Origin of the sequence: Paraburkholderia sp. (genome assembly GCF_004298475.1) — a bacterium.
GTDB lineage: Bacteria > Pseudomonadota > Gammaproteobacteria > Burkholderiales > Burkholderiaceae > Paraburkholderia > Paraburkholderia denitrificans.
The window spans coordinates 79,008-102,206 of the sequence record NZ_SCRP01000032.1; the positions used below are offsets into that span (position 1 = coordinate 79,008).

The window sequence follows — 23,199 nt, forward strand, 5'->3', positions numbered from 1 at the left end:
GCAAGCAATGGCTGGAATGAAGGAAATTCGCGGCAAGATCAAGAGCGTGCAAAACACGCGCAAGATCACCAAGGCGATGGAAATGGTCGCGGCATCGAAGATGCGCCGCGCCCAAGAGCGCATGCGCTCGGCCCGCCCGTATGCCGACAAGGTCCGCGACATCGCTGCGCACATGAGCCGTGCGAACCCCGAGTATCGTCATCCGTTCATGACGGAAAACGCCGATGCGAAGGTGGCCGGCCTGATTCTCGTCACGACCGACAAGGGTCTGTGCGGCGGCATGAACACCAACGTGCTGCGCGCGACGCTGCAGAAGTTCAAGGATCTCGAAGCCGCCGGCAAGTCGGTCGAAGCGACCGCAATCGGCAGCAAGGGTCTCGGCTTCCTGAACCGTCTGCGTGCGAAGGTTGTCTCGAACGTCGCGCAACTCGGCGACACGCCGCATCTCGAAAAGCTGATCGGCGCGGTGAAGGTGCAGCTCGACCAGTACGCGGAAGGCAAAATCTCCGCCGTGTACCTCGCGTACACGCGCTTCATCAATACGATGAAGCAGGAGCCGGTGATCGAGCAGCTGCTGCCGCTGTCGAACGAGCGCCTCGAGGGCAATGACGACGGCACGACGCCGAAGTCCGCGTGGGATTACATCTACGAGCCGGATGCGCAGACCGTCGTGGACGAACTGCTGGTCCGCTATGTCGAAGCGCTGGTCTATCAGGCCGTCGCCGAGAACATGGCTTCGGAGCAGTCGGCACGGATGGTCGCGATGAAGGCGGCGTCGGACAACGCGAAGACGGTCATCAACGAACTGCAGCTCTCGTACAACAAGAGCCGCCAGGCCGCGATTACGAAGGAACTCTCGGAAATCGTCGGCGGTGCAGCAGCGGTCTGACCGGGCGCAGGGTGCAAGCGCCGAACGCGAAACCGCGCCGCCGTGCATCGGTGGGCGAGTGAAGAATTCAGGTATCTAAAGGAAAATCGATGAGTACAACTGCTTTGGTAGAAGGCAAGATCGTACAGTGCATCGGCGCGGTGATCGACGTGGAATTCCCGCGTGAGCACATGCCGAAGATCTACGACGCGCTGATCCTCGAAGGGTCGGAGCTGACGCTCGAAGTGCAGCAGCAGCTGGGCGACGGCGTCGTGCGCACCATCTGTCTGGGCGCGTCGGACGGTCTGCGTCGCGGCCTGATGGTCAAGAACACGGGCATCCCGATCAGCGTGCCGGTCGGCAAGCCGACCCTCGGCCGCATCATGGACGTGCTCGGCCGTCCGATCGACGAAGCCGGTCCGATCGTGAGCGAAACGAAGCGCTCGATCCACCAGAAGGCTCCGGCGTTCGACGAACTGTCGCCGTCGACGGAACTGCTCGAAACCGGCATCAAGGTTATCGACCTGATCTGCCCGTTCGCCAAGGGCGGCAAGGTGGGTCTGTTCGGTGGCGCCGGCGTCGGCAAGACCGTCAACATGATGGAGCTGATCAACAACATCGCGAAGGAGCACGGCGGTTTCTCCGTGTTCGCGGGCGTGGGCGAGCGTACCCGTGAGGGCAACGACTTCTACCACGAAATGAAGGACTCGAACGTTCTCGACAAGGTCGCGCTGGTGTACGGCCAGATGAACGAGCCGCCGGGCAACCGTCTGCGCGTCGCGCTGACCGGCCTGACGATGGCCGAGCACTTCCGTGACGAAGGCCTCGACGTGCTGTTCTTCGTCGACAACATCTACCGTTTCACGCTGGCCGGTACCGAAGTGTCCGCACTGCTCGGCCGTATGCCGTCGGCCGTGGGCTATCAGCCGACGCTGGCTGAAGAAATGGGCAAGCTGCAAGAGCGCATCACGTCGACCAAGACCGGCTCGATCACGTCGGTTCAGGCCGTGTACGTTCCTGCGGACGACTTGACCGACCCGTCGCCGGCTACGACCTTCGGCCACCTTGACGCAACCGTCGTGCTGTCGCGTGACATCGCCTCGCTGGGTATCTACCCCGCAGTCGACCCGCTCGACTCGACCTCGCGCCAGATCGACCCGAACGTGATCGGCGAAGAGCACTACACGATCACGCGTAACGTTCAGCAAACGCTGCAGCGCTACAAGGAACTGCGCGACATTATCGCGATTCTGGGCATGGACGAACTGTCGCCGGAAGACAAGCTGAGCGTGGCTCGTGCGCGTAAGATCCAGCGTTTCCTGTCGCAGCCGTTCCACGTCGCGGAAGTCTTCACGGGCTCGCCGGGCAAGTACGTGCCGCTGAAGGAAACGATCCGTGGCTTCAAGATGATCGTCGAAGGCGAGTGCGATCACCTGCCGGAGCAGGCGTTCTACATGGTCGGCACGATCGACGAAGCCTTCGAAAAGGCCAAGAAGATCCAGTAAAGGTTGAGTTGCCGGCAAAGAGGCACGGCGCTTCGTTCCAGAAGCGCCGTGCCGCCGCAACGACACAGGAGTCGACAATATGGCAGCAACCATCAAGGTAGACGTCGTCAGCGCCGAAGAGAGCATCTTCGCGGGCCAGGCGAAGTTCGTCGCGCTTCCGGGCGAGGCGGGCGAGCTGGGCATCCTGCCGGGTCACACGCCGCTCATCACGCGGATTCGTCCGGGTGCCGTGCGCATCGTCGGCGAAGACGGCGACGAAGAGTTCGTGTTCGTGGCTGGCGGTATTCTCGAAGTACAGCCGGGCGCCGTGACGGTGCTCGCCGACACCGCGATTCGCGGCAAGGACCTCGACGAAGCGAAGGCCGCCGAAGCGCGCAAGCGCGCCGAAGAGGCGCTGCAGAACGCTGGTTCGAACATCGAGTACGCAACGGCGCAGGCGGAACTTGCCTACGCGGTCGCGCAACTCGCGGCGATCCAGCGCCTGCGCAAGATGAACCAGCATTGATCTGGCGCGTAGGCGGCGCTCGCGCGCCGCGGTACGCGAAGGGAAATGGGCTCCTCAGGGAGCCCATTTTTTTTGGTTCATCGCAGGAAACACTTGACGTTAACGGAAGGGTGATGCGAAATCAGAACTTTGTGTCTTGAGCGGGCGCGGATGCAGCGCGCAACCGCAGCCCATGCACCGCGGGTAAAACTTGATGCTGCCGCGCTTTTCGACGGTGGCAGAATGATTTCCAACTCTGTTCAATCGGGTGACAGACGCCCGAGGGAGGCAGTCACCATGGCAGTCGACGCAGCAGGCGCGCGCGAAGCGCTCATCGTGCCGAAGGACGGGCTTTCTTACGTGCGCGGCGCGGCCGACGCACCACTGAGCGAAGCGACCATCGGCGCATTCCTGCGGGAAACCGCGCAACGGTTTCCGGAGCGCGCGGCGGTGGCGTTCCGCGAACAGGGGATCGAGTGGAACTGGCGCGAGTTTGCCGAAGAAGTCGACGTGGTTGCCGCTGGTTTTCTCGCGCTCGGGATTGGCAAGGGCGACCGTGTCGGCATCTGGTCGCCGAACCGCGTGGAGTGGCTGCTCACGCAGTTCGCGACGGCGCGCATCGGCGCCGTGCTGGTCAACATCAATCCTGCCTACCGTCTCGCCGAACTCGAATACGCGCTGAACAAGGTCGGCTGCAAGGCGATTGTCGCTGCCGAGCGCTTCAAGACCTCGCAATACCTCGACATGCTGCAGACGCTCGCGCCCGAGCTGGCGAGCGCCACGCCAGGCGATCTGCATGCCGCGCGCCTGCCGGATCTGCGCGCCGTGATCCGCATGGGCGACACGGAAACGCCCGGAATGCTGAATTTCAGCGAACTGGTCGAGTCGGGCCGCGCGCGGCTCGCGCGTAGCGACAATACGGGCAAGACGGGCAAGGCGGAACTGGATGCGATCGACGCGACGCTTCAGGCAGGCGACCCGATCAACATCCAGTTCACGAGCGGCACGACCGGCAATCCGAAGGGCGCGACGCTCACGCACCGCAACGTCGTCAATAACGGGCGCTTCATCGCGATGGCGATGCGGTTGACCGAAGCGGATTCGCTTTGCATCCCTGTGCCGCTGTATCACTGTTTCGGCATGGTGCTCGCGGTGCTCGCATGCGTGTCAGTGGGCGCGGCCATGGTGTTTCCGGGCGAGGCGTTCGACCCGCGCGCAACGCTCGAAGCGGTCGCGGAGGAGGGTTGCACCGCGCTGCACGGCGTGCCGACGATGTTCATCGCCGAACTCGATCATCCCGACTTCGCGCGCTTCGATCTCTCGCGCCTGCGCACCGGCATCATGGCGGGCTCGCCGTGTCCGATCGAGACGATGAAGCGCGTGGTCTCGACGATGCATCTCGCGGAAATCACCATCGCTTACGGCATGACGGAAACGAGCCCCGTATCGTTCCAGAGTTCGACCACCGATCCGCTCGACAAGCGCACGACCACGGTCGGGCGAATTCAGCCGCATCTGGAGGTGAAGATCGTCGATGAACGCGGCAACGTCGTGCCGGTCGGCGCAACCGGCGAATTGTGCACGAAGGGCTACTCGGTGATGCTCGGCTACTGGGACGACGAGGCAAAAACGGCGGAAACGGTCGTGGACGGCTGGATGCACACCGGCGATCTCGCGACGATCGACGCCGATGGCTACTGCAATATCGTCGGCCGCCTCAAGGACATGCTGATTCGCGGCGGCGAAAACATCTACCCGCGCGAGATCGAGGAATTCCTGTTCCGGCATCCGAAGGTGCAGAGCGTGCAGGTGTTCGGCGTACCCGATCCGAAATACGGCGAAGAGGTGTGCGCGTGGATCGTGCTGCGCCCGGGCGAGCAGTCGAGCGCGGAAGAGATTCAGGCGTTCTGCCAGGGGCAGATTGCGCACTACAAGATCCCGAAATACATCCGCTTTGTCGACGAACTGCCGATGACCGTCACGGGCAAGGTGCAAAAATTCGTGATGCGCGCGCGCATGATCGACGAACTGAAGATCGAAGCGCAAAAGACAGCATGATTACGGCAGCCCGCGTGCGACGCGCGAACGCTTCGCGGGCTGTTTGAAAGTCTGTTCTGGAAAAAGCAGGATTGCGAAATTGCAAAGCAGATGGGACTGAATGGGACCGGAAATCCTGAAACATTCCGGAATATCGCCAAACCCGAAACGTACAGGCGAAAAAAAAGCGGGCCTGGAGCCCGCTAAAAACCACACGCTACGGGGTTAGCGCGAGGAGACCAAACGAGGAGCCGACGGTAGATCGTGCCGAACACGCCGGTCACGGCTCCAACAAGGATGCCCCCTTTCAAAGGGCTTCGGCATGATGCCGACCGGCTGGTGGTTCATGTCCGCTCATACCGACACCGGACCACATCCGTGTTGAAACCGTTGAGGGCATTGTGGTCGAATTAATGACCGTTCGCGGTAACAAAGTGTTTCAGGTTGTAACGCCCGCCAAATAAGGCTTTGCGGGCGTTTTTGCTATCGCGAAGCCATCGGAAAAGTCATTTTTACCGATGTCTTTATCGATGTAATTATCGGTGCATTTATTGCCGGGATATTAGTCCGAAGAGCGATTGAGCCGGATAATGCCAGGCGCATGCGTGAACGCCCACAGTGCCGATATTGCAGGCTATTCGCCGATGTAAAGAATACATGCCGTCTGCGTTCTATTCGGCCATGCGCAGTTTCAACCGGTTTTATTCCTTGCCTGCATGAGTGCGCGCGGCGCCTGTCATGAACGCCGCGCGATTATGGGCGATGGCTCACTTAAGCCACTTGTCCGAGATCGCCTGGTATTCGCCGCTCGCCTTGAGCAGATGCAGCCACTGATCGACATATTGCTGGAATACGACGTCGCCGCGCGGCACCATCCACGCCTTTTCGCCGTACTGAAACGGCGTGTCCGGATGCACGGAGCACAGGCCCGGATTGAGCTTTTGCTGCAGCAGCGTCTCTGACGCATCGGTGACCATCACGTCCGCCTTGCCAGCGAGAATCTGTCTGAAGATCGTCACGTTGTCCGGGTACACGGTGAGATTCGCGTGCGGAAAAAACTGCCGTGCAAAACGTTCGTTCGTGCCACCCGGATTCACGATCACGCGCGTCGAAGGCTGATCGATCTGCGCAACCGTCTGAAATCTGCCGACATCGCCGCAACGCACGATCGGCGTCTTGCCGTCCACCTGATACGCGTCGGTGAAGAACGCGTGCTTCTGGCGTTCGAGCAATGTCGATACGCCGCCCACGGCCACGTCGCATTTCGCGAGGAAGTCGGTCATCAGGTTCGACCACGTCGTCTTCACGAATTCCGTCTTCACGCCGAGCGATTTCGCGAGCGACCCGGTCATGTCGATATCGATGCCTTCGAACGTGCCGTCGGGGCGGTAGAACGAATAGGGCTTGTAGTCGCCGGTCGTGCAGGCGCGCAGCGTGCCGCGCGCGATCACTTCATCGAGCCGCGACGGCGCGGCTGCGTTTTGGGCGAACGCGGGTTCTGCGAGCGCGAGTTGTGCGAACGAGAGCGCGGCGGCAGTCACGGCGACGGCACGCACGGCGGCGATTGCGATGACGCGACGGATGGCCGCTTTCTTCATGGTGTCTCCCCCGGACGCCGGATGCTTCGATATACGTATTCTGAAAGGCGGTTGATGATAGCCCGCCTCCGGAAGACAGTTAAGCCGCGATTTATCTGTTTGTGGAAGCGTCGCTATGCCATTCATGAACGCCGGGGGAGCGGCACGCGCATCCGGTAAAATGCCCCACTGATCCTGAAAACTCTGAAGCGCTTTTCGGCGCATCCGCTCGTGGCCAATACCCTTCTGAACGATACATTTTTGCGCGCGCTGCTGCGTCAGCCCACCGAATACACGCCGATCTGGCTGATGCGCCAGGCGGGCCGTTATCTGCCGGAATACAACGCCACGCGCACCCGTGCGGGCAGCTTCCTCGGCCTCGCGAAGAACCCGGATTACGCAACCGAAGTGACGCTGCAGCCGATCGACCGCTATCCGCTCGACGCCGCCATCCTGTTCTCTGACATCCTCACGATTCCCGATGCGATGGGCCTCGGCCTCTCGTTCCAGGTGGGCGAGGGCCCGAAGTTCGCCCATCCGGTGCGCACCGAAGCCGATGTCGCGAAGCTCGCCGTGCCGGATATCGGCGAGACGCTGGGCTACGTCACCGACGCCGTCCGGGAAATCCGCCGTGCGCTCACGGACGCGCAGGGCCGTCAGCGCGTGCCGCTGATCGGCTTTTCGGGCAGCCCGTGGACGCTCGCGTGCTACATGGTCGAAGGCGGCGGCTCGGACGACTTCCGCACGGTGAAGTCGATGCTGTACGCGCGCCCGGATCTGATGGAGCGCATTCTCGACGTCAACGCGAAGACCGTTGCCGCTTATCTGAACGCGCAGATCGAAGCGGGCGCGCAGGCCGTCATGATTTTCGATACCTGGGGCGGCGTGCTCGCGGACGGCGCTTACCAGCGCTTCTCGCTCCGTTACATCGAGCAGGTCGTCGCCGGGCTCAAGCGCGAGCACGACGGCCGCCGCGTGCCGGTCATCACGTTCACGAAGGGCGGCGGCCTCTGGCTCGACGAGATCGCTTCGACGGGCGTGGATGCGGTCGGCCTCGACTGGACGGTGAACATCGGGCGTGCACGCGAGCGCGTGGGCGACCGTGTGGCGTTGCAGGGCAATCTGGATCCGAACGTGCTGTTCGCTTCGCCTGCGACGATTCGTGCCGAAGCGCGCGCCGTGCTCGACAATTTCGGCGCGCATCCGGGGCACGTATTCAACCTGGGCCACGGCATCTCGCAGTTCACGCCGCCTGAAAACGTCACGGAACTGGTCGACGAAGTCCATAGCCATAGCCGGAAGATTCGTGCCGGCGCTTGAGGACAGATGCGACGTCAGGCTTGACGGCAGTTTTGTTGCAGTGCGCCAGCCTGGATTCACCGGGGCCTGCGGAGCGGGTGCGCCGGAGCATCCTTCCACAGGCCCTTCCGGTAATGTCAAGACTTGACTTATTCACACTTTCCTCGTTGCGCCGCGCAAGAGGGAAAGATTGCCGCAGCAGCACATCGTGGTTCGCGAACGATGAATCGGACCCTTGACAGACAAGGCTTTCGGCGCTCCGTGGCGTTTTGTGCGCCGTCCCACAGGATGCCCGCGCAACGGTGCTCGAAGCTGCCCGGCAGGAAGTTCTTAACAAAGTTATCCACAGGCACGAGGCGAGAGCCACGTTTGTTCTGCGGAATCCAAAACTTAGCGCGGAATATAAAGTTTTACTTTAAGTCCGGCGAAGCGTGGGCTGGCGCACAGACACAAACCAGGAGTAACCCTTGACTGCCGGGTTCGTGCGCGTGGCGCTCGATCATCCGCTATCTGCGCTTTACGACTACCGCTACCCGGCCAGCGCGCCTGCTCCGACGCCCGGCATGCTCGTGCGCGTGCCGTTTGGCCGGCGTGATGTCGTCGGTCTCGTTCGCGAAGTGAGCACTAACAGCGACGTTGCGGCCGACAAACTCCGCGATGTGAGCGCCGTGTGCGCGGCGTGCCCGCCGCTCAGTCAGCAGTGGCTTTCGCTCGCCGCCTTTGCCGCCGCGTACTATCAGCGCGGCCTGGGCGAAGTGGCGCTGCCCGCACTGCCGCAGGCGCTGCGGGACCCGTCGCGCTGGGAGCGCCTGCTCGCGCCCGAGGAGCGTTACCGCCTGCTGCCGGCCGGGCGTGCGGCGTTGCCCGAGGCCCTGCCAGCCCGCGCGCAGGCGCTGCGCCGACTCGCCCAGGCGCTCGCAGAAACGGGCGCGCTCGATCTCGCCGATGCCAAAGCGCTTCACCCGAAGGCGGTTCCCACGCTCGAAAACTGGCGCGAGGCGGGCTGGGTCGAATACGAGCGCGTCGAGTTCGGCTCGGCGCCCGGCGCAGCAACGTCCAACGACGAGTCCAACAACGCGTCCAACAACGTCGATGTCGCTCAGGTTCCGACCCTGAGCGACGAGCAGACCGCCGCCGTCGAATCGATCGTCGCCGCGCGCGGCTTCGCGCCTTTTCTGCTGCACGGCGTGACGGGCAGCGGCAAGACCGAGGTTTATCTGCGCGCGCTGGCCGCGCTGCTCGAACGCGAGCCCGATGCCCAGGCGCTCGTCCTCGTCCCCGAAATCAATCTGACGCCGCAGTTCGAGGCGGCGTTTCGCACGCGCTTCGCGGCCACGCTCGCCGACGATGCGATCGTCACGCTCCACAGCGGTCTTGCCGAAGGCGAGCGCGCGCGCAACTGGCTCGCGGCCCACGTGGGCCGCGCGCGCATCGTGCTCGGCACACGGCTGGCCGTCCTCGCTTCGCTGCCGCGTCTCGCGATGCTCGTGGTCGACGAGGAGCACGATCCCGCCTACAAGCAGCAAGAAGGGCTGCGCTATTCGGCGCGCGATCTTGCCGTGTGGCGGGCGAAGCAGCTCGACGTGCCGGTCGTGCTCGGGTCGGCGACGCCGTCGCTCGAAAGCTGGTGGCAGGCCGAACAGGGCCGCTACACGCGCCTCACGCTCTCGCGGCGCGCGGTGGCCGACGCCGTGCTGCCCGCCATCCGGCTGATCGATCTCGAAGACGAACGCCGACGCGGCCGTGCGTCGTTCGAGGGATTGTCGGGGCCGCTGGTCGCGGCCATGAAGGCGCGCCTCGAGCGCGGCGAGCAAAGTCTCGTGTTCCTGAACCGGCGCGGTTACGCGCCGGTGCTTTCGTGCGATGCCTGCGGCTGGGTCGCGGGCTGTCCCCGCTGCAGCGCCTACGTCGTGCTGCACAAGCCGGAGCGGGCGCTGCGCTGCCACCACTGCGGCTGGGAATCGCGCATCCCGCGCTCATGTCCCGATTGCGGCAACGTTGATATCGCGCCGATGGGGCGCGGCACGCAGCGCATCGAGGAGGCGCTCACGAGTGCGGTGCCGGGCGCGCGCGTGTTGCGCATCGACGCCGACAGCACGCGCCGCAAGGGCAGCGCACAGGCGCTCTTTTCGGATGTTCACGCGGGCGACGTCGATATCCTGGTCGGCACGCAGATGATCGCGAAGGGCCACGATTTCCAGCGCGTGTCGCTCGTGGGCGTGCTCAACGCCGATAACGCGCTCTTTTCGCACGATTTCCGTGCGAGCGAGCGGCTCTTCGCGCAACTGATGCAGGTGAGCGGGCGCGCGGGCCGCAGCGGTCTGCCGGGCGAAGTGATGGTGCAGACGCGCTATCCGCGGCACGCGCTCTATCACGCGCTCGCGCGGCACGACTACGTCGGATTCGCGAATGCGCAGCTCTCGGAGCGTCGCGACGCGCATCTGCCGCCGTTCGTCTATCAGGCGCTGCTGCGCGCCGAAGGCCGCACGCTGGAGGCTGCGCTCGCGTTTCTCGGCGAGGCCGCGCAGGCGCTCGCCGCGATCCCGGCGGCGGAGCGGGTGAGCGTCTACGACGCCGTGCCGCTCACGATCGTGAAAGTGATGAACGTCCATCGTGCGCAACTGCTCGTGGAGAGCCAGTCGCGTGCCGCGCTACAGGCGACGTTGCGCGCGTGGCAGCCGATGCTGCGCACCTTGCGTGGCGTGCTGCGCTGGAACCTCGAAGTCGATCCGCTCGATATCTAGGCAAGCGCGCAACGGCGGCTCATGCGCCGCTCATTGGTTCCTCACTCGCCCCTCACTTGAATGCGCCGGGTTGCCTTGTGCCGCGCGACGGGCGCCGACGCGCCGCGGATGAACAGCAACGCGCATAGCGCGCACATGCTCCAGATTCCGATCGTCACCATGACCTTCTCCATCGTCTCCACCGTGCCCTTTTTTCTGGGTGCTTGTTGTCCCGTGTCACCGTTATAACGGCGCAAGACCGGATTCGCTGAGGGTTATCAAAATAAGTTGTGCCCAGGGAAAATACCGAGCGCAACCGGTTGCCCGGCGGGCGGGGCGTTCGCCGCAAACTCCCGAGGTATAAGGGTTTTCAGGGGTGCAACCTTAGTCATAGAGTGGTTGCACCTTTTATATTGGAGGCGTACGATTCGCCAACTTTTTAGTCTTTCGCCGGCGCGGTTTGCCCGGCAAACGAAGGAAACATGGCTAGCACCACTCTTGGCGTCAAAGTCGACGACGTTCTCCGCTCACGGCTGAAAGATGCCGCCACGCGCCTCGAGCGCACACCGCACTGGCTCATCAAGCAGGCGATCTTCGCTTACCTCGAAAGAATCGAGCACGGCCAGTTGCCCGCCGAACTCGCGGGACACGCAGGTGTGGCCGATGTGTCCGACGGCGCCGGTTCCGATGCCGATGACGAAGGCGTCTCGCACCCGTTCCTCGAATTCGCGCAGAACGTGCAGCCGCAGTCGGTGCTGCGCGCGGCGATCACGGCGGCGTACCGCCGTCCCGAGCCGGAGTGCGTGCCGTTCCTGATCGGCGAAGCGCGCCTGCCCGCGAACCTCACGGGCGACGTGTCGAAGCTCGCCACGCGCCTCGTCGAGACGCTGCGCGCCAAGCGCACCGGCGGCGGCGTCGAGGGCCTGATTCACGAGTTCGCGCTGTCGAGCCAGGAAGGCGTGGCGCTGATGTGCCTTGCCGAAGCGCTGCTGCGCATTCCCGACCGCGCCACGCGCGACGCGCTGATTCGCGACAAGATCAGCAAGGGCGACTGGAAATCCCACGTCGGCCATGCGCCGTCCCTGTTCGTGAACGCGGCGACGTGGGGCCTCATGATCACCGGCAAGCTCGTCACGACGAACAGCGAGGCGGGGCTTTCGTCGGCGCTCACGCGTTTGATCGGCAAGGGCGGCGAGCCGCTGATCCGCAAGGGCGTCGACATGTCGATGCGCCTCATGGGCGAGCAGTTCGTCACGGGCGAGAACATCTCCGACGCGCTCGCGAACAGCCGCAAGTTCGAAGCGCGCGGCTTCCGCTACTCGTACGACATGCTCGGCGAAGCGGCGACGACCGAAGCCGACGCCCTGCGCTACTACGCCTCGTACGAGCAGGCGATTCACGCGATCGGCAAGGCTGCTGGCGGCCGCGGCATCTACGAAGGCCCGGGCATCTCGATCAAGCTGTCGGCGCTGCATGCGCGCTATTCGCGCGCGCAACAGGAACGCACGATGGGCGAGCTGCTGCCGCGCGTGCGTGCGCTCGCCGTGCTGGCGCGCCGCTACGACATCGGCCTGAACATCGACGCCGAAGAAGCCGACCGGCTCGAAATCTCGCTCGATCTGCTCGAAGCGCTGTGCTTCGATCCGGAACTGCAGGGCTGGAACGGCATCGGCTTCGTGGTGCAGGCGTACCAGAAGCGCTGCCCGTTCGTGATCGACTACATCGTCGATCTCGCCCGCCGCAGCCGTCACCGCATCATGGTGCGCCTCGTGAAGGGCGCGTACTGGGACAGCGAAATCAAGCGCGCCCAGATCGACGGCCTCGAAGGCTATCCGGTGTACACGCGCAAGGTCTACACCGACGTCTCGTATCTCGCGTGCGCGAAGAAGCTGCTCGGCGCGCCCGATGCCGTGTATCCGCAGTTCGCGACGCACAACGCCTACACGCTCGCGGCGATCTATCACCTCGCGGGCCAGAACTACTATCCCGGCCAGTACGAGTTCCAGTGCCTGCACGGCATGGGCGAGCCGCTGTACGAAGAAGTCACGGGGCCGCTCTCGGCGGGCAAGCTCAACCGTCCGTGCCGCGTCTACGCGCCGGTCGGCACGCATGAAACGCTGCTCGCGTACCTCGTGCGCCGTCTGCTTGAAAACGGCGCGAACACGTCGTTCGTGAACCGCATCGCCGACGAAACGGTGCCGGTCGCCGAACTCGTCACGAACCCCGTCGACGATGCCTCGAAGGTCGTACCCGCCGGTGCGCCGCACACGAAGATCCCGCTGCCGCGCGATCTCTACGGCAACGAGCGCCTCAACTCGATGGGCCTCGATCTGTCGAACGAGCATCGTCTCGCATCGCTCTCGTCGGCGTTGCTCGCGAGCGCGCACCATCCGTGGCGCGCCGCGCCGATGCTGGAGGGCGGCGAGCTGGCGAGCGCCTCGGGCGTGGCACGCGACGTGCGCAATCCGGCCGATCACCGCGACCTCGTCGGCACCGTTGTGGAGGCAACGTCCGAAGACGTGAGCGCCGCGCTCGCACATGCCGTGGCCGCTGCGCCGATCTGGCAGGCGACGCCCATCGAAGCGCGCGCCGACTGTCTCGCGCGCGCCGCCGACCTGCTCGAAGCGCAGATGCACACGCTGATGGGCCTGATCGTGCGCGAAGCGGGCAAGTCGCTGCCGAACGCCATTGCCGAAATCCGCGAAGCAACCGACTTCCTGCGCTACTACTCGACGCAGATCCGCCAGGAATTCTCGAACGATACCCATCGTCCGCTCGGCCCGGTCGTGTGTATCAGCCCGTGGAACTTCCCGCTCGCGATCTTCATGGGCCAGGTGGCCGCCGCGCTCGCAGCCGGTAACACGGTACTCGCGAAGCCCGCCGAACAGACGCCGCTGATCGCAGCCCAGGCTGTGCGCATCCTGCGCGAAGCGGGCGTTCCGGCCGGCGCCGTGCAACTGCTGCCGGGCGATGGCGAAACCGTGGGCGCGGCGCTCGTCGCCGATGCGCGCACGCGCGCCGTGATGTTCACCGGCTCGACCGAAGTCGCGCGCCTCATCAACAAGACGCTTTCGGAGCGCCTCGATTCCGAAGGCCGTCCGATTCCGCTGATCGCCGAAACCGGCGGCCAGAACGCGATGATCGTCGATTCGTCGGCGCTCGCGGAACAGGTTGTCGCTGACGTGCTGCAATCGGCGTTTGACTCGGCAGGCCAGCGCTGCTCGGCGCTGCGCGTGCTCTGCCTGCAGGACGACGTGGCGGAGCGCACGCTCGAAATGCTCTCGGGCGCCATGAAGGAACTGGCGATCGGCAATCCTGATCGCCTCTCGACCGATGTCGGCCCCGTCATCGACGCCGACGCGAAGCGCGGCATCGACACGCACGTCGCCGCGCTGCGCGAGAAGGGCCGCAACGTCACGCAACTGCCGATGCCGGAAGGCTGCGCCGCAGGCACGTTCGTGCCGCCGACGCTCATCGAACTCGACAGCATCGACGAACTGAAGCGCGAAGTGTTCGGCCCGGTGCTGCACGTGATCCGCTATCGCCGAAGCCAGCTCGACAAGTTGCTCGAACAGATCCGCGCGACCGGTTACGGCCTCACGCTCGGCATCCATACGCGTATCGACGAAACCATTGCGCACGTGGTCAGCAACGCGCATGTGGGCAACATCTACGTGAACCGCAACGTGATCGGCGCGGTGGTCGGCGTGCAGCCGTTCGGCGGCGAAGGGCTGTCGGGCACAGGCCCGAAGGCGGGTGGCGCACTGTATCTGTCGCGTCTGCTCGCGAAGCGTCCGGCCGGACTGCCGGCGTCGCTGGCGCAGGCGCTCGTGGTCGATGTGCCGCAGAGCGAAAATGGCGAGCCGGTCCACTCGTCGCACGCCGCACTCACGTCGCTGCGCGACTGGCTGATCGCCGAACGCGAACCGGCGCTGGCCGCACGCTGTGACGGCTACCTCGAATATGTGCTGGCGGGCGCAACCGCCGTGCTGCCGGGGCCGACGGGCGAGCGCAATACCTACACGCTTTCGGCGCGCGGCACGGTGCTGTGCGTGCCGTCGACGGCGACCGGCGCGCGTGCGCAATTTGCCGCTGCCCTCGCGACGGGCAACCGCGCGCTCTTCTCGGGCGCGGCGGGCGAAGCGCTCGTGAGCGCACTGCCGGCGCAGTTGAAGGCGCAGGCCGCCGTGCACAAGGGCAAGGATGGAGGCAGTGATGCGAAGTACGACGCAGTGCTCTTCGAAGGCGACAGCGACGAGCTGCTCGCGCTCGTGAAGGAAGTGGCAAAGCGTGCAGGGCCGATCGTGTCGGTGCAGGGCGTTGCAGCCCACGCACTTGCGAACGGCGACGAAGATTACGCCCTGGAACGTCTCCTGACCGAGCGTTCTGTGAGCGTGAACACAGCCGCGGCGGGCGGCAATGCGAATTTGATGACGATCGGTTAAGCAGCCGCCATACTGTCGGTCGTCTCAATGACAAGGAAGCGGCACGGCGTTCGCTGAAGCCGCTCCGTTCCATACCTGGTAGCAAGGAGAAGATATGCAGCACACCATGAAGCAGCTGGCAGGCGCAACGATTGTTGCCGCCATGTCGCTGGCCGGGACCGCGCACGCGCAGCAAGTCGAGGAAGTGAAGATCGGCTTCGCTGGTCCGATGACCGGTGGGCAGGCGCACTATGGCAAGGATTTCCAGAACGGCATCACGCTTGCTGTCGAGGAAGAGAACGCAACCAAGCCGGTGATCGGCGGCAAGCAGATTCACTTCGTGCTCGACGCAGCTGACGACCAGGCCGACCCGCGCACGGGCACGACCGTCGCGCAGAAGCTCGTGGACGACGGCATCAAGGGCATGCTCGGCCACTTCAACTCGGGCACGACGATCCCGGCTTCGCGCATCTACGCGAACGCGGGCATCCCGCAGATCGCGATGGCGACCGCGCCGGAATACACGCAGCAAGGCTTCAAGACGACCTTCCGCATGATGACCTCCGACACGCAGCAGGGTTCGGTGGCAGGCGCGTTTGCCGTCAAGTCGCTCGGCATGAAGAAGATCGCCGTGGTTGACGACCGCACGGCCTACGGCCAGGGCCTCGCGGACCAGTTCGCGAAGGCGGCGAAGGGCGCGGGCGGCACGATCATCGACCGTGAGTACACGAACGACAAGGCCGTGGACTTCAAGTCGATCCTGACCAAGCTGAAGGCGCAGAATCCTGACCTGATCTATTTCGGCGGCGCGGATTCGCAGGCGGCTCCGATGGTCAAGCAGATGAAGTCGCTTGGCATGAAGGCTCCGCTGATGGGCGGCGAAATGGTTCATACGCCGACCTTCCTGAAGATCGCAGGCGACGCGGCGAACGGCACGGTGGCGTCGCTCGCGGGTCTGCCGCTGGACGAAATGCCGGGCGGCAAGGGCTACGTGGAGAAGTACAAGAAGCGCTTCGGTGAAGACGTCCAGACGTACTCGCCGTATGCCTACGACGGCGCGATGGCGATGTTCGCAGCGATGAAGGCCGCGAACTCGACGGATCCGGCGAAGTACCTGCCGTACCTCGCGAAGACGAACATGCCGGCTGTGACGTCGAAGGAACTCGCGTACGACGCGCACGGCGACCTGAAGAACGGCGGCATCACGCTGTACAAGGTTGTCGACGGCAAGTGGACGACGCTGCAAAGCGTGGGCGGCAAGTAAAGCGAATGCGCCTCGCGGCGTGAGCGGCAGCCGGAGTATCGGGTGCCGCGCGCCGCGGCTGATGTCGTGCAGCAAGTCAAAGCCCCGCAGGGAGATTTCCCTGCGGGGCTTTTCAATTTTCTAGAGGCTGGCTTTTAAATCGGCAAGCGTCACCAGTAGTGTCATGGGATCGAGGAGTGATCGTTCGAACCCCATGCGCTCGTAGAACGTCTGTGCTTCCTCCGAGAGGGCGTGTACCAGCATCCCCCGGATGCCGATCGTATCAGCGGCCTGGATCACACGCAGGCAAGCATCACGAACCAGAGCGCGGCCGATGCCTCGGCCATGCAATGATTGGTCGACGGCCAGCCGTCCCAGAACGACTACAGGAATCGGGTCTGGCATGTTCCGGCGGAAGCGGCCGGGAGCCGCGTCTACTGTGACGGCACTCGATGCCAGAGCATAGTAAGCAAGCACCCGCTGCCCTTCGGCGGCGACGAATGTCCGTGATGCGCCTGTGCCCTGGTTCTTCAATGCCCGGCGCTTCAACCATTGATCCAGGCTTTCTACTCCCGATCTGAACAAGTCCAGTTCGTGATGTGACGCGAGCGGCTCGGGGGCTCCTATCATCGATCCTTATCCCACGGCGCCAGCGTCTGGAGCATTTTGCGCAAGCGCTCATTCGGCTGCGGGGGCATGTCGAGGCGCGTCAGAAAGGCCGCGTAGGCGTCCGGCGAACTCGTGATGATGGTCTGATCGAGTAGCGCCTCTTCCGCGGCATTGCGAGCGGCTTCCAGCACGAAATCAGTGCGGTTTTTTCCCCGTAGTTTCGCGGCCCGATCAATCAGGCTTCGCTCTTCAGGCTTGATGCGAATGTTCAGGGTTTCCCGCTTGGCGGGCAGTGCATTCCGCGCAGTCATGGCCGTGACCCTCCAATGCTATTGATCGATTGCACTCTAGCACGCCGCAATGACGTTGTCATTACGACGTGCGTGCAGTGCAATCCTGGTAGGGTCTACGGCTATCGCAGCAACGCCTACCTCTTCGTCAAGATCAACACCGCCTGGCCCGGAAATCCACGAAGAACCTCATTTTTCCCACCAGTGCCGATTGGCGTTCTGCAGATTCTTTTGAAGGCCCCTACTGATGTTGCGGGAAGCATCTGCGCCGGATTGCACCGCATCCGTTTCCGCTTTCGAGCGCGCCAGATCCGCGTTGATCTTATCGTTCTCACGGCTAACCTGTGTTTCCAGCTTTTTCAGTTGCAGTTCCTTGTAGCGGTTCTCGTAGCTGCGGTCCTGATCCTCGATCTCACGCTTGCGGTTAATCGAAGCCTGCCGCTCGCGATTGGCCTGCTCTTGTGCAGCAGCCTTCGCCTCTGCGCGTTTGCGTTGGGCCGTTGCTTCCTGCTGTCGCTGCTTGCGGTATTCGGCTTCGGCTTTTTGCTGCTGCGCGGCGCGTTCGTTTTCCGCGTTCGATTCAAGCGCCTGCATGCGCGCGAGGCCATTGTCGAGATTGACGGGCGCTTGCTCTTGCGCGAAAGCCGGAATGGCCGAGAGCATTAAAAGCGCTAAAACGCCGCGTTTCATTTGCTCACCTGCTGCTCCGGTTTTTTCGCCGCGTCAGCAACCGGACATTGTGCGTTTGGCTGAATACGCGTCGTCGTACCGGAACCGACCATCATCGCAGGGCCGGGCTTGAATTCGCATACCCGGCCGACCTGAGCCGAGGCAAACGCCGACTTGCCGTCGCGGTACATGATCTGCACGCCATCGACCAGAACCGTGTCACTCACCATCGAGCCCGCCACCGCCCCTGCGGCGCCGCCTGCGACAGTACCCACCCCCGTGCGCTCCCAGCCGCCCGGGCCGGTCGATCCGCCGACCGCCGCACCTGCGAGTGCGCCAAGCACCGCACCGGCCATTTGAGCCGCCTTCTTGTTCTCGGCGTTGCTGACCTGCACCTTGCCCGGCAGGATCGTCAGAATCTCGACGGTGCGCACTTCCTGACGCTGATTCACATCGAGCACGCTGTATGAGTCGGCCTTGCTTTCCATTCCCGGCGTAGCGCAGCCGGCGAGTACCGCCGAGGCGGCGACGAGCGTGATGACACCCTTTCTCATGAATTTCTTTTGCATGTTTCTCGGTATGTGTTTATCGGGGGAGACTTGAATTACGTTGCTCGTAATCGTGTACTGCTATCGCGAGTGCATCCGGCAAGCGTATGAAGCATTCAGCAATCCCGCCATTTCGATTCGATTAGTGATGCTTATTTAAACCGGCGTGAACCGATGGCGTTTCTTTCGAAAATGAAAGGGGATGTTGGGGACCTAATGTGACGGCCCCGTGAACTGATGCTGAGAGGAGTCCTATATTTTATGGAGGGCCGAATCTCAAATCGTTGCGCCGCCAATGCACGACCTTGGCGGCGGTAATTTCAGCGTCATAGTGCCTGCAGAATGTCAGCCATCAGGGTGAACGGGCATCCTGTGGATGCCCGTTCACCGCTTACATGCCCTTCTTGAGCGCCGCTTCGCGAATCTGCGTGAGCGTCATGGCGGGCGTGCTCGCGTCCTTCGGGATGCGGATCTCGATGAGCGCGGGCCGTCCCGCATCGAGCGCGCGTTCCAGCGCGGGCAGGAACGCCGCCGTGGACTCGACGACTTCGCCGTGCGCGCCGAACGCGTGCGCGAAGGCCGCGAAATCCGGGTTCGTAAGCTGGGTGCCGTGGACGCGCCCAGGATAATGGCGCTCCTGATGCATGCGGATCGTGCCGTAGTGCCCGTTGTTCACGACGATGAACACGACGTTGAGCCCGTACTGCATCGCTGTGGCGATTTCCGGCGCCGACATCATGAAGCACCCGTCGCCCGCGAGCGCGACCACGGTGCGCGACGGATAGAGCGACTTCGCGGCAATCGCGGCGGGCACGCCATAACCCATCGCGCCGCTGGTGGGCGCAAGCTGCGAGCGGAAGTGACGGTACGCGAAATGCCGGTGCAGCCACGTCGCGTAATTGCCCGCGCCGTTCGTGACGATGGCGTCGTCGGGCAGGCGCGCGCGCAGTTGCCGGATTATTTCGCCCATCTGAACATCGCCGGGCATCGGGCGCGGCTCGCGCCACGCCAGATACGCGCGGTGCGCTTCCTCGGCGCTTCCGTCCCATGCGCACGCGGCAGGCGCGTCGAGCGCCGCGAGCATCGACGCGATTTCGGGCAGGCCCGATACGATCGGCAGATCGGCCGCATAGACGCGCCCGAGTTCTTCTGCGCCCTGGTGGACGTGGATCAGCGTCTGCTTCGTCTTCGGAATGTCGAGGAGCGCGTAGCCGCCCGTGGTCGCTTCGCCGAGGCGCGGACCGAGCGCGAGCAGCACGTCGGCCTCGCGGATGCGCTGCGCCAGCGCCGGATTCACGCCGAGGCCCACGTCGCCCGCATAGTTCGGGTGATCGTTGTCGAGTGTGTCCTGGAAGCGGAACGCGAGTCCGATGGGCAAGCGCCAGTTCTCGACGAAGCGCTGCAGATCCGCACAGGCCGCGCTGGTCCAGCCGTGGCCGCCCGCGATCACGAATGGCTTTTTCGCGTTCGCGAGCAGCGTGCGCAACTGCTCGATCTGCGCAGCCGATGGCGAGGCCTGCACGCGCTGCGCGGCGGGCGCGACGGGCTGCGCGTCGGCGGCGGGAAACGCATCGCTCAGCATGTCCTCGGGCAGCGCGAGCACGACCGGCCCGGGGCGTCCCGAAGTCGCGATATGGAATGCGTGGCTCAGGTATTCGGGCACGCGGCGCGCGTCGTCGATCTGCGCGACCCACTTCGCCATCTGGCCGAACATGCGCCGATAGTCGACTTCCTGAAACGCCTCGCGGTCCATCTGCTCGCGTGCGACCTGGCCGATCAGCAGGATCATCGGCGACGAGTCCTGGAACGCCGTATGCACGCCGATCGACGCGTGCGTCGCGCCCGGCCCGCGCGTGACGAATGCGATGCCGGGCTTGCCGGTGAGCTTGCCCGCGGCTTCGGCCATGTTCGCGGCCGAAGCTTCGTGACGGCACACGATGGTTTCGATGCGGTCCGTGACGTCGTAGAGCGCGTCGAGCACCGCGAGGTAGCTCTCGCCCGGCACGCAGAACACGCGTGTCACGCCGTTCGTGGCAAGGGCATCGACGAGGAGGCGCGCACCCGTGGTTGTCGGGGCGTTTACGTGGCTGGCGGAATCGTGCGGCGGCGTGGTCGCGGTCATGTGTTGCTGTCTCCTGTTGTTTGTTTTAAAGGCAAGGACGACGCGCGCACCTCAGCAAAGGACGACGCGCGCGGCGCAGCCAGGGAAGACGCACGTAGCGCGTCAGCACTCGACGATATTCACCGCGAGGCCGCCGCGCGAGGTCTCCTTGTACTTCGTCTTCATGTCGGCGCCGGTCTCGCGCATGGTCTTGATGACCGAGTCGAGCGAGACATAGTGCTCACCGTCGCCGCGCAGCGCCATGCGCGCGGCGTTGACGGCCTTCACGGACGCCATCGCGTTGCGCTCGATGCAGGGAATCTGCACCATGCCGCCGACCGGGTCGCAGGTGAGGCCGAGGTTGTGTTCCATGCCGATCTCGGCGGCGTTCTCGACTTGCTGCGGCGTGCCGCCGAGCACGGCGGCGAGCGCACCCGCGGCCATCGAGCACGCGACGCCCACTTCGCCCTGGCAGCCCACTTCGGCGCCGGAAAGCGATGCGTTGAGCTTGTAGAGAATGCCGATAGCCGCGGCGGTGAGCAGGAAGTCGATCACGCCCTGTTCGGTCGCGCCCGGCGTGAAGCGCACGTAGTAGTGCAGCACGGCCGGGATGATGCCCGCGGCGCCGTTGGTCGGCGCGGTGACGACGCGCCCGCCCGCGGCGTTTTCTTCGTTCACGGCGATTGCGTAGACGTTGATCCAGTCGATCATCGAGAGCGGGTCTTGCAGCGCGCGCTCCGGGTTGCCCGTGAGTGCGCGATACAGCTGCGGCGCGCGGCGCTTCACGTTGAACGGGCCCGGCAGCGTGCCTTCGGCAGCCGGATTGCCGACGCCGATGCCGCGCGAGACGCACGACTGCATCACGCCCCAGATGCGCAGCAGGCCGCTGCGGATTTCGTCGTCGGTATGCCAGACGCGCTCGTTTTCGAGCATCAGTTCCGCGATGCTCTTGCCGGTCGAGGCGCACAGCGCGAGTAGCTCGTTGCCCGTGCGAAACGGCCGCGGCAGTTGCGCTGCGGCGGCCAGCACCTTCGTGTTCGCCGCACCGGCTGTCACGACAAAACCGCCGCCCACGGACAAATAGGTGCTTTCGCGCAGCGTCGCGCCGTCGGCATCGTACGCGCGCAGCTTCATGCCGTTCGGATGCTCGGGCAGCGCCTGACGATAGAACGCGATGTGCTCCTTCTGCACGAACGGGATCGTGTGATGACCGGCGAGCGCGAGGCTGCGCGATGCGCGCACGGCTTCGAGCCGTTCGGCGATGGTGTCGGGGTTCACCGTGTCGGGGGCGTCGCCCATCAGCCCGAGCATGACGCCGCGGTCGGTGCCGTGGCCCTTGCCGGTCGCGCCGAGCGAGCCGTACAGCTCGCATTTCACCGATGCCGTGGCCGTGAGCAGACCGTCACGCTCAAGTCCTTCGACGAACATCAGCGCCGCCCGCATGGGGCCGACCGTGTGTGAACTGGATGGTCCGATGCCGATTTTGAAGAGATCGAAAACGCTGACTGCCATTTGGACTACTCCTGCTTGCTAAAAACTGCTGTCTCGTTTAATAACCGCGCGCATGGTCATACTTTTGACCGCGCGCTTGTGGGTACTTGTGCGCCGCGTGGCCTGGGCCGCCCGGCGCTTCTGGTGCTCCTGGCGCTCCTAGCGCGCGGGCAGCGGCAGGCACACGGCGAGCCAGGCGGGGGGCTTCGGCGCGAGCCTGAGCGCGATCGGCGCAAAGCGGCCGTTCAGCCGGGCCGCCAGGTGGAACAGTTCGGCGGCGTTCTTCGGATCCCACGGGCCGGCGAAGCCGGGCAGGCCGGCTTCGCGCCGCCGCGCGTCGAAGGCCACCGTCGAGTGCACGAACTCCTCGTGCGTCTTCTCGCCCATCGCGTAGGGCGCGAGCCAGTCGAGCGCCCGCGTGAGCGTCGCGCCGTTCGCCGCCCGCTCGTTGAGCCAGTTGCGGTTGTGGCGGCGCGCGGCGAGCGCGGCGGTCACGAGCGGCTGCAGGTCGTACGCGACGTAGTGCAGCGCGTCGCGCTCGGCGAAATCGCGCGTCGAGCCGTCGGGCGCGATGTTGTCGCCGATGTGCTCCACGAAGAGCCGCTGCGCCGTCGCAATCATCTTCCGGTTGTCGAGCGTGAACGCGATCATCGCTATCAGTTTGACCCGATGGCTCTGCCAGTTGTTCGCGAAATTGCCCTTGAGCGGACGCGGCTGCGCGTCCACCTGTGCGATGTAGCCGTTCGCGAAGCGGTTCAGGAACGCCATGGTCGCGTTGCGCGTCTTGACGGGCAGCGCGCTCGCGGTCATGTCGTAGGCGAGGATCAGCCCTTCGAAGCGCGTTTCGTCGATCGGATTGAAACTCGGCCGATAGGTGGCGACCCAGGCCGTGAGAAAGCGGTCGACGAGCTTCAGAAAGCGATCGTCGCTCGTCGCGCGCCATGCGAGTGCGGCGTCGCGCATGAGGTCGAGCTCGTTCGCGGCCTCGACGCTCTGGTCGTAGATGCCCTCGTGCGGCAGGGTGCCTTCGGTGTGCAGGGTGGCGACCGGGTGCGGCATGTCGTTCACACGCGCCGCAACTTGCGCGACGAGCGTCTTCACGCCGGGGTCCGCGTTGGTGCGCTCGCTCGTTTGCAGCGCGGGTGCCGCGCAGAAATTCATTGCCGCGTGTGCCGCGGGCGCCGAGGCGAACCAGGCGCCTGCCGCAGCCAGCGCACAGGCGAGTTTTGCGCCGTGGCGCATCCGCCGGGCCGACGCCCGGGTTGAGACCGTTCGCACCTTCCGCGCCATGCGGGACTCCCTGATTCAAGCCTGACAGGTGTGTGATGGTA

At 64.5% G+C, this 23,199-nt stretch carries 16 protein-coding genes; 8 read left to right on the top strand and 8 right to left on the bottom strand.

The features are described from left to right. Positions 1-7: 7 nt before the first annotated feature. The 4 genes from atpG (at position 8) to EPN59_RS15780 (ending at position 4,915) form a co-directional block, all read left to right on the top strand. The gene (gene atpG, locus EPN59_RS15765; protein WP_293034332.1) at positions 8-889 is read left to right on the top strand and encodes a F0F1 ATP synthase subunit gamma; all 882 of its coding nucleotides are present in this window, start codon (positions 8-10) and stop codon (positions 887-889) included. Between the two features lie 89 nt (positions 890-978). Then, on the top strand, positions 979-2,373 hold the full coding sequence (gene atpD / locus EPN59_RS15770; RefSeq protein ID WP_293034331.1) for a F0F1 ATP synthase subunit beta: 1,395 nt from the start codon (positions 979-981) through the stop codon (positions 2,371-2,373). Between the two features lie 79 nt (positions 2,374-2,452). Continuing rightward, positions 2,453-2,878 carry a F0F1 ATP synthase subunit epsilon gene (locus tag EPN59_RS15775; RefSeq protein ID WP_293034330.1) on the top strand — a complete coding sequence of 142 codons (426 nt, stop codon included), beginning with the start codon at positions 2,453-2,455 and terminating at the stop codon, positions 2,876-2,878. A gap of 276 nt (positions 2,879-3,154) precedes the next feature. Then, a complete protein-coding gene (locus tag EPN59_RS15780) occupies positions 3,155-4,915 on the top strand; it encodes an AMP-binding protein (RefSeq protein ID WP_293034329.1) in 1,761 nt (586 codons plus the stop codon). Positions 4,916-5,661: 746 nt separating this feature from the next. Here EPN59_RS15780 and EPN59_RS15785 read toward each other — a convergent pair. Continuing rightward, a complete protein-coding gene (locus EPN59_RS15785; RefSeq protein ID WP_293034328.1) occupies positions 5,662-6,492 on the bottom strand; it encodes a transporter substrate-binding domain-containing protein in 831 nt (276 codons plus the stop codon). A 210-nt stretch (positions 6,493-6,702) separates the two neighbouring features. Between EPN59_RS15785 and hemE the strand changes: the two genes are divergently transcribed. From hemE to EPN59_RS15805, 4 genes are all read left to right on the top strand, one after another. Next, positions 6,703-7,791: a uroporphyrinogen decarboxylase gene (hemE, locus tag EPN59_RS15790; protein WP_293034327.1), complete on the top strand. Its 1,089-nt coding sequence runs from the start codon at positions 6,703-6,705 to the stop codon at positions 7,789-7,791. 446 nt (positions 7,792-8,237) lie between these two features. After that, positions 8,238-10,514: a primosomal protein N' gene (locus EPN59_RS15795; RefSeq protein ID WP_293034326.1), complete on the top strand. Its 2,277-nt coding sequence runs from the start codon at positions 8,238-8,240 to the stop codon at positions 10,512-10,514. 461 nt (positions 10,515-10,975) lie between these two features. Beyond that, the gene (gene putA / locus EPN59_RS15800; RefSeq protein ID WP_293034325.1) at positions 10,976-14,938 is read left to right on the top strand and encodes a trifunctional transcriptional regulator/proline dehydrogenase/L-glutamate gamma-semialdehyde dehydrogenase; all 3,963 of its coding nucleotides are present in this window, start codon (positions 10,976-10,978) and stop codon (positions 14,936-14,938) included. A 94-nt stretch (positions 14,939-15,032) separates the two neighbouring features. Beyond that, complete coding sequence (locus EPN59_RS15805; RefSeq protein WP_293034324.1) at positions 15,033-16,181, top strand: branched-chain amino acid ABC transporter substrate-binding protein; 1,149 nt, start codon at positions 15,033-15,035, stop codon at positions 16,179-16,181. 120 nt (positions 16,182-16,301) lie between these two features. Here EPN59_RS15805 and EPN59_RS15810 read toward each other — a convergent pair whose 3' ends face one another. The 7 genes from EPN59_RS15810 to EPN59_RS15840 form a co-directional block, all read right to left on the bottom strand. Further along, positions 16,302-16,790, bottom strand: a complete 489-nt coding sequence (locus EPN59_RS15810) for a GNAT family N-acetyltransferase (protein ID WP_293034323.1) — start codon at positions 16,788-16,790, stop codon at positions 16,302-16,304. Further along, a complete protein-coding gene (locus tag EPN59_RS15815) occupies positions 16,787-17,080 on the bottom strand; it encodes a DUF1778 domain-containing protein (protein ID WP_293034322.1) in 294 nt (97 codons plus the stop codon). Before EPN59_RS15815 ends, EPN59_RS15810 begins: the two co-directional genes overlap by 4 nt. A gap of 168 nt (positions 17,081-17,248) precedes the next feature. Continuing rightward, a complete protein-coding gene (locus EPN59_RS15820) occupies positions 17,249-17,749 on the bottom strand; it encodes a DUF5384 family protein (protein WP_293034321.1) in 501 nt (166 codons plus the stop codon). After that, complete coding sequence (locus tag EPN59_RS15825) at positions 17,746-18,297, bottom strand: hypothetical protein (RefSeq protein WP_293034320.1); 552 nt, start codon at positions 18,295-18,297, stop codon at positions 17,746-17,748. Before EPN59_RS15825 ends, EPN59_RS15820 begins: the two co-directional genes overlap by 4 nt. A 370-nt stretch (positions 18,298-18,667) precedes the next feature. Further along, positions 18,668-20,398: a thiamine pyrophosphate-binding protein gene (locus EPN59_RS15830; protein ID WP_293034319.1), complete on the bottom strand. Its 1,731-nt coding sequence runs from the start codon at positions 20,396-20,398 to the stop codon at positions 18,668-18,670. 102 nt (positions 20,399-20,500) lie between these two features. Further along, positions 20,501-21,889: an L-serine ammonia-lyase gene (locus EPN59_RS15835; protein WP_293034318.1), complete on the bottom strand. Its 1,389-nt coding sequence runs from the start codon at positions 21,887-21,889 to the stop codon at positions 20,501-20,503. A 138-nt stretch (positions 21,890-22,027) separates the two neighbouring features. Further along, entirely contained in the window at positions 22,028-23,158 is a 1,131-nt protein-coding gene (locus tag EPN59_RS15840; protein ID WP_293034317.1) for an alginate lyase family protein, read from the bottom strand. Between the last annotated feature and the right edge of the window lie 41 nt (positions 23,159-23,199).

What these genes read in the sequence shown, in the direction of transcription:
- EPN59_RS15810 (WP_293034323.1), bottom strand. Translation starts at nt 16,790, where the DNA reads ATGATAGGAGCCCCCGAGCCGCTCGCGTCACATCACGAACTGGACTTG.
- EPN59_RS15830 (WP_293034319.1), bottom strand. Translation starts at nt 20,398, where the DNA reads ATGACCGCGACCACGCCGCCGCACGATTCCGCCAGCCACGTAAACGCC.
- EPN59_RS15785 (WP_293034328.1), bottom strand. Translation starts at nt 6,492, where the DNA reads ATGAAGAAAGCGGCCATCCGTCGCGTCATCGCAATCGCCGCCGTGCGT.
- atpD (WP_293034331.1), top strand. Translation starts at nt 979, where the DNA reads ATGAGTACAACTGCTTTGGTAGAAGGCAAGATCGTACAGTGCATCGGC.
- EPN59_RS15825 (WP_293034320.1), bottom strand. Translation starts at nt 18,297, where the DNA reads ATGCAAAAGAAATTCATGAGAAAGGGTGTCATCACGCTCGTCGCCGCC.
- atpG (WP_293034332.1), top strand. Translation starts at nt 8, where the DNA reads ATGGCTGGAATGAAGGAAATTCGCGGCAAGATCAAGAGCGTGCAAAAC.
- putA (WP_293034325.1), top strand. Translation starts at nt 10,976, where the DNA reads ATGGCTAGCACCACTCTTGGCGTCAAAGTCGACGACGTTCTCCGCTCA.
- EPN59_RS15840 (WP_293034317.1), bottom strand. Translation starts at nt 23,158, where the DNA reads ATGGCGCGGAAGGTGCGAACGGTCTCAACCCGGGCGTCGGCCCGGCGG.
- EPN59_RS15780 (WP_293034329.1), top strand. Translation starts at nt 3,155, where the DNA reads ATGGCAGTCGACGCAGCAGGCGCGCGCGAAGCGCTCATCGTGCCGAAG.
- EPN59_RS15775 (WP_293034330.1), top strand. Translation starts at nt 2,453, where the DNA reads ATGGCAGCAACCATCAAGGTAGACGTCGTCAGCGCCGAAGAGAGCATC.
- EPN59_RS15805 (WP_293034324.1), top strand. Translation starts at nt 15,033, where the DNA reads ATGCAGCACACCATGAAGCAGCTGGCAGGCGCAACGATTGTTGCCGCC.
- EPN59_RS15815 (WP_293034322.1), bottom strand. Translation starts at nt 17,080, where the DNA reads ATGACTGCGCGGAATGCACTGCCCGCCAAGCGGGAAACCCTGAACATT.
- EPN59_RS15835 (WP_293034318.1), bottom strand. Translation starts at nt 21,889, where the DNA reads ATGGCAGTCAGCGTTTTCGATCTCTTCAAAATCGGCATCGGACCATCC.
- EPN59_RS15820 (WP_293034321.1), bottom strand. Translation starts at nt 17,749, where the DNA reads ATGAAACGCGGCGTTTTAGCGCTTTTAATGCTCTCGGCCATTCCGGCT.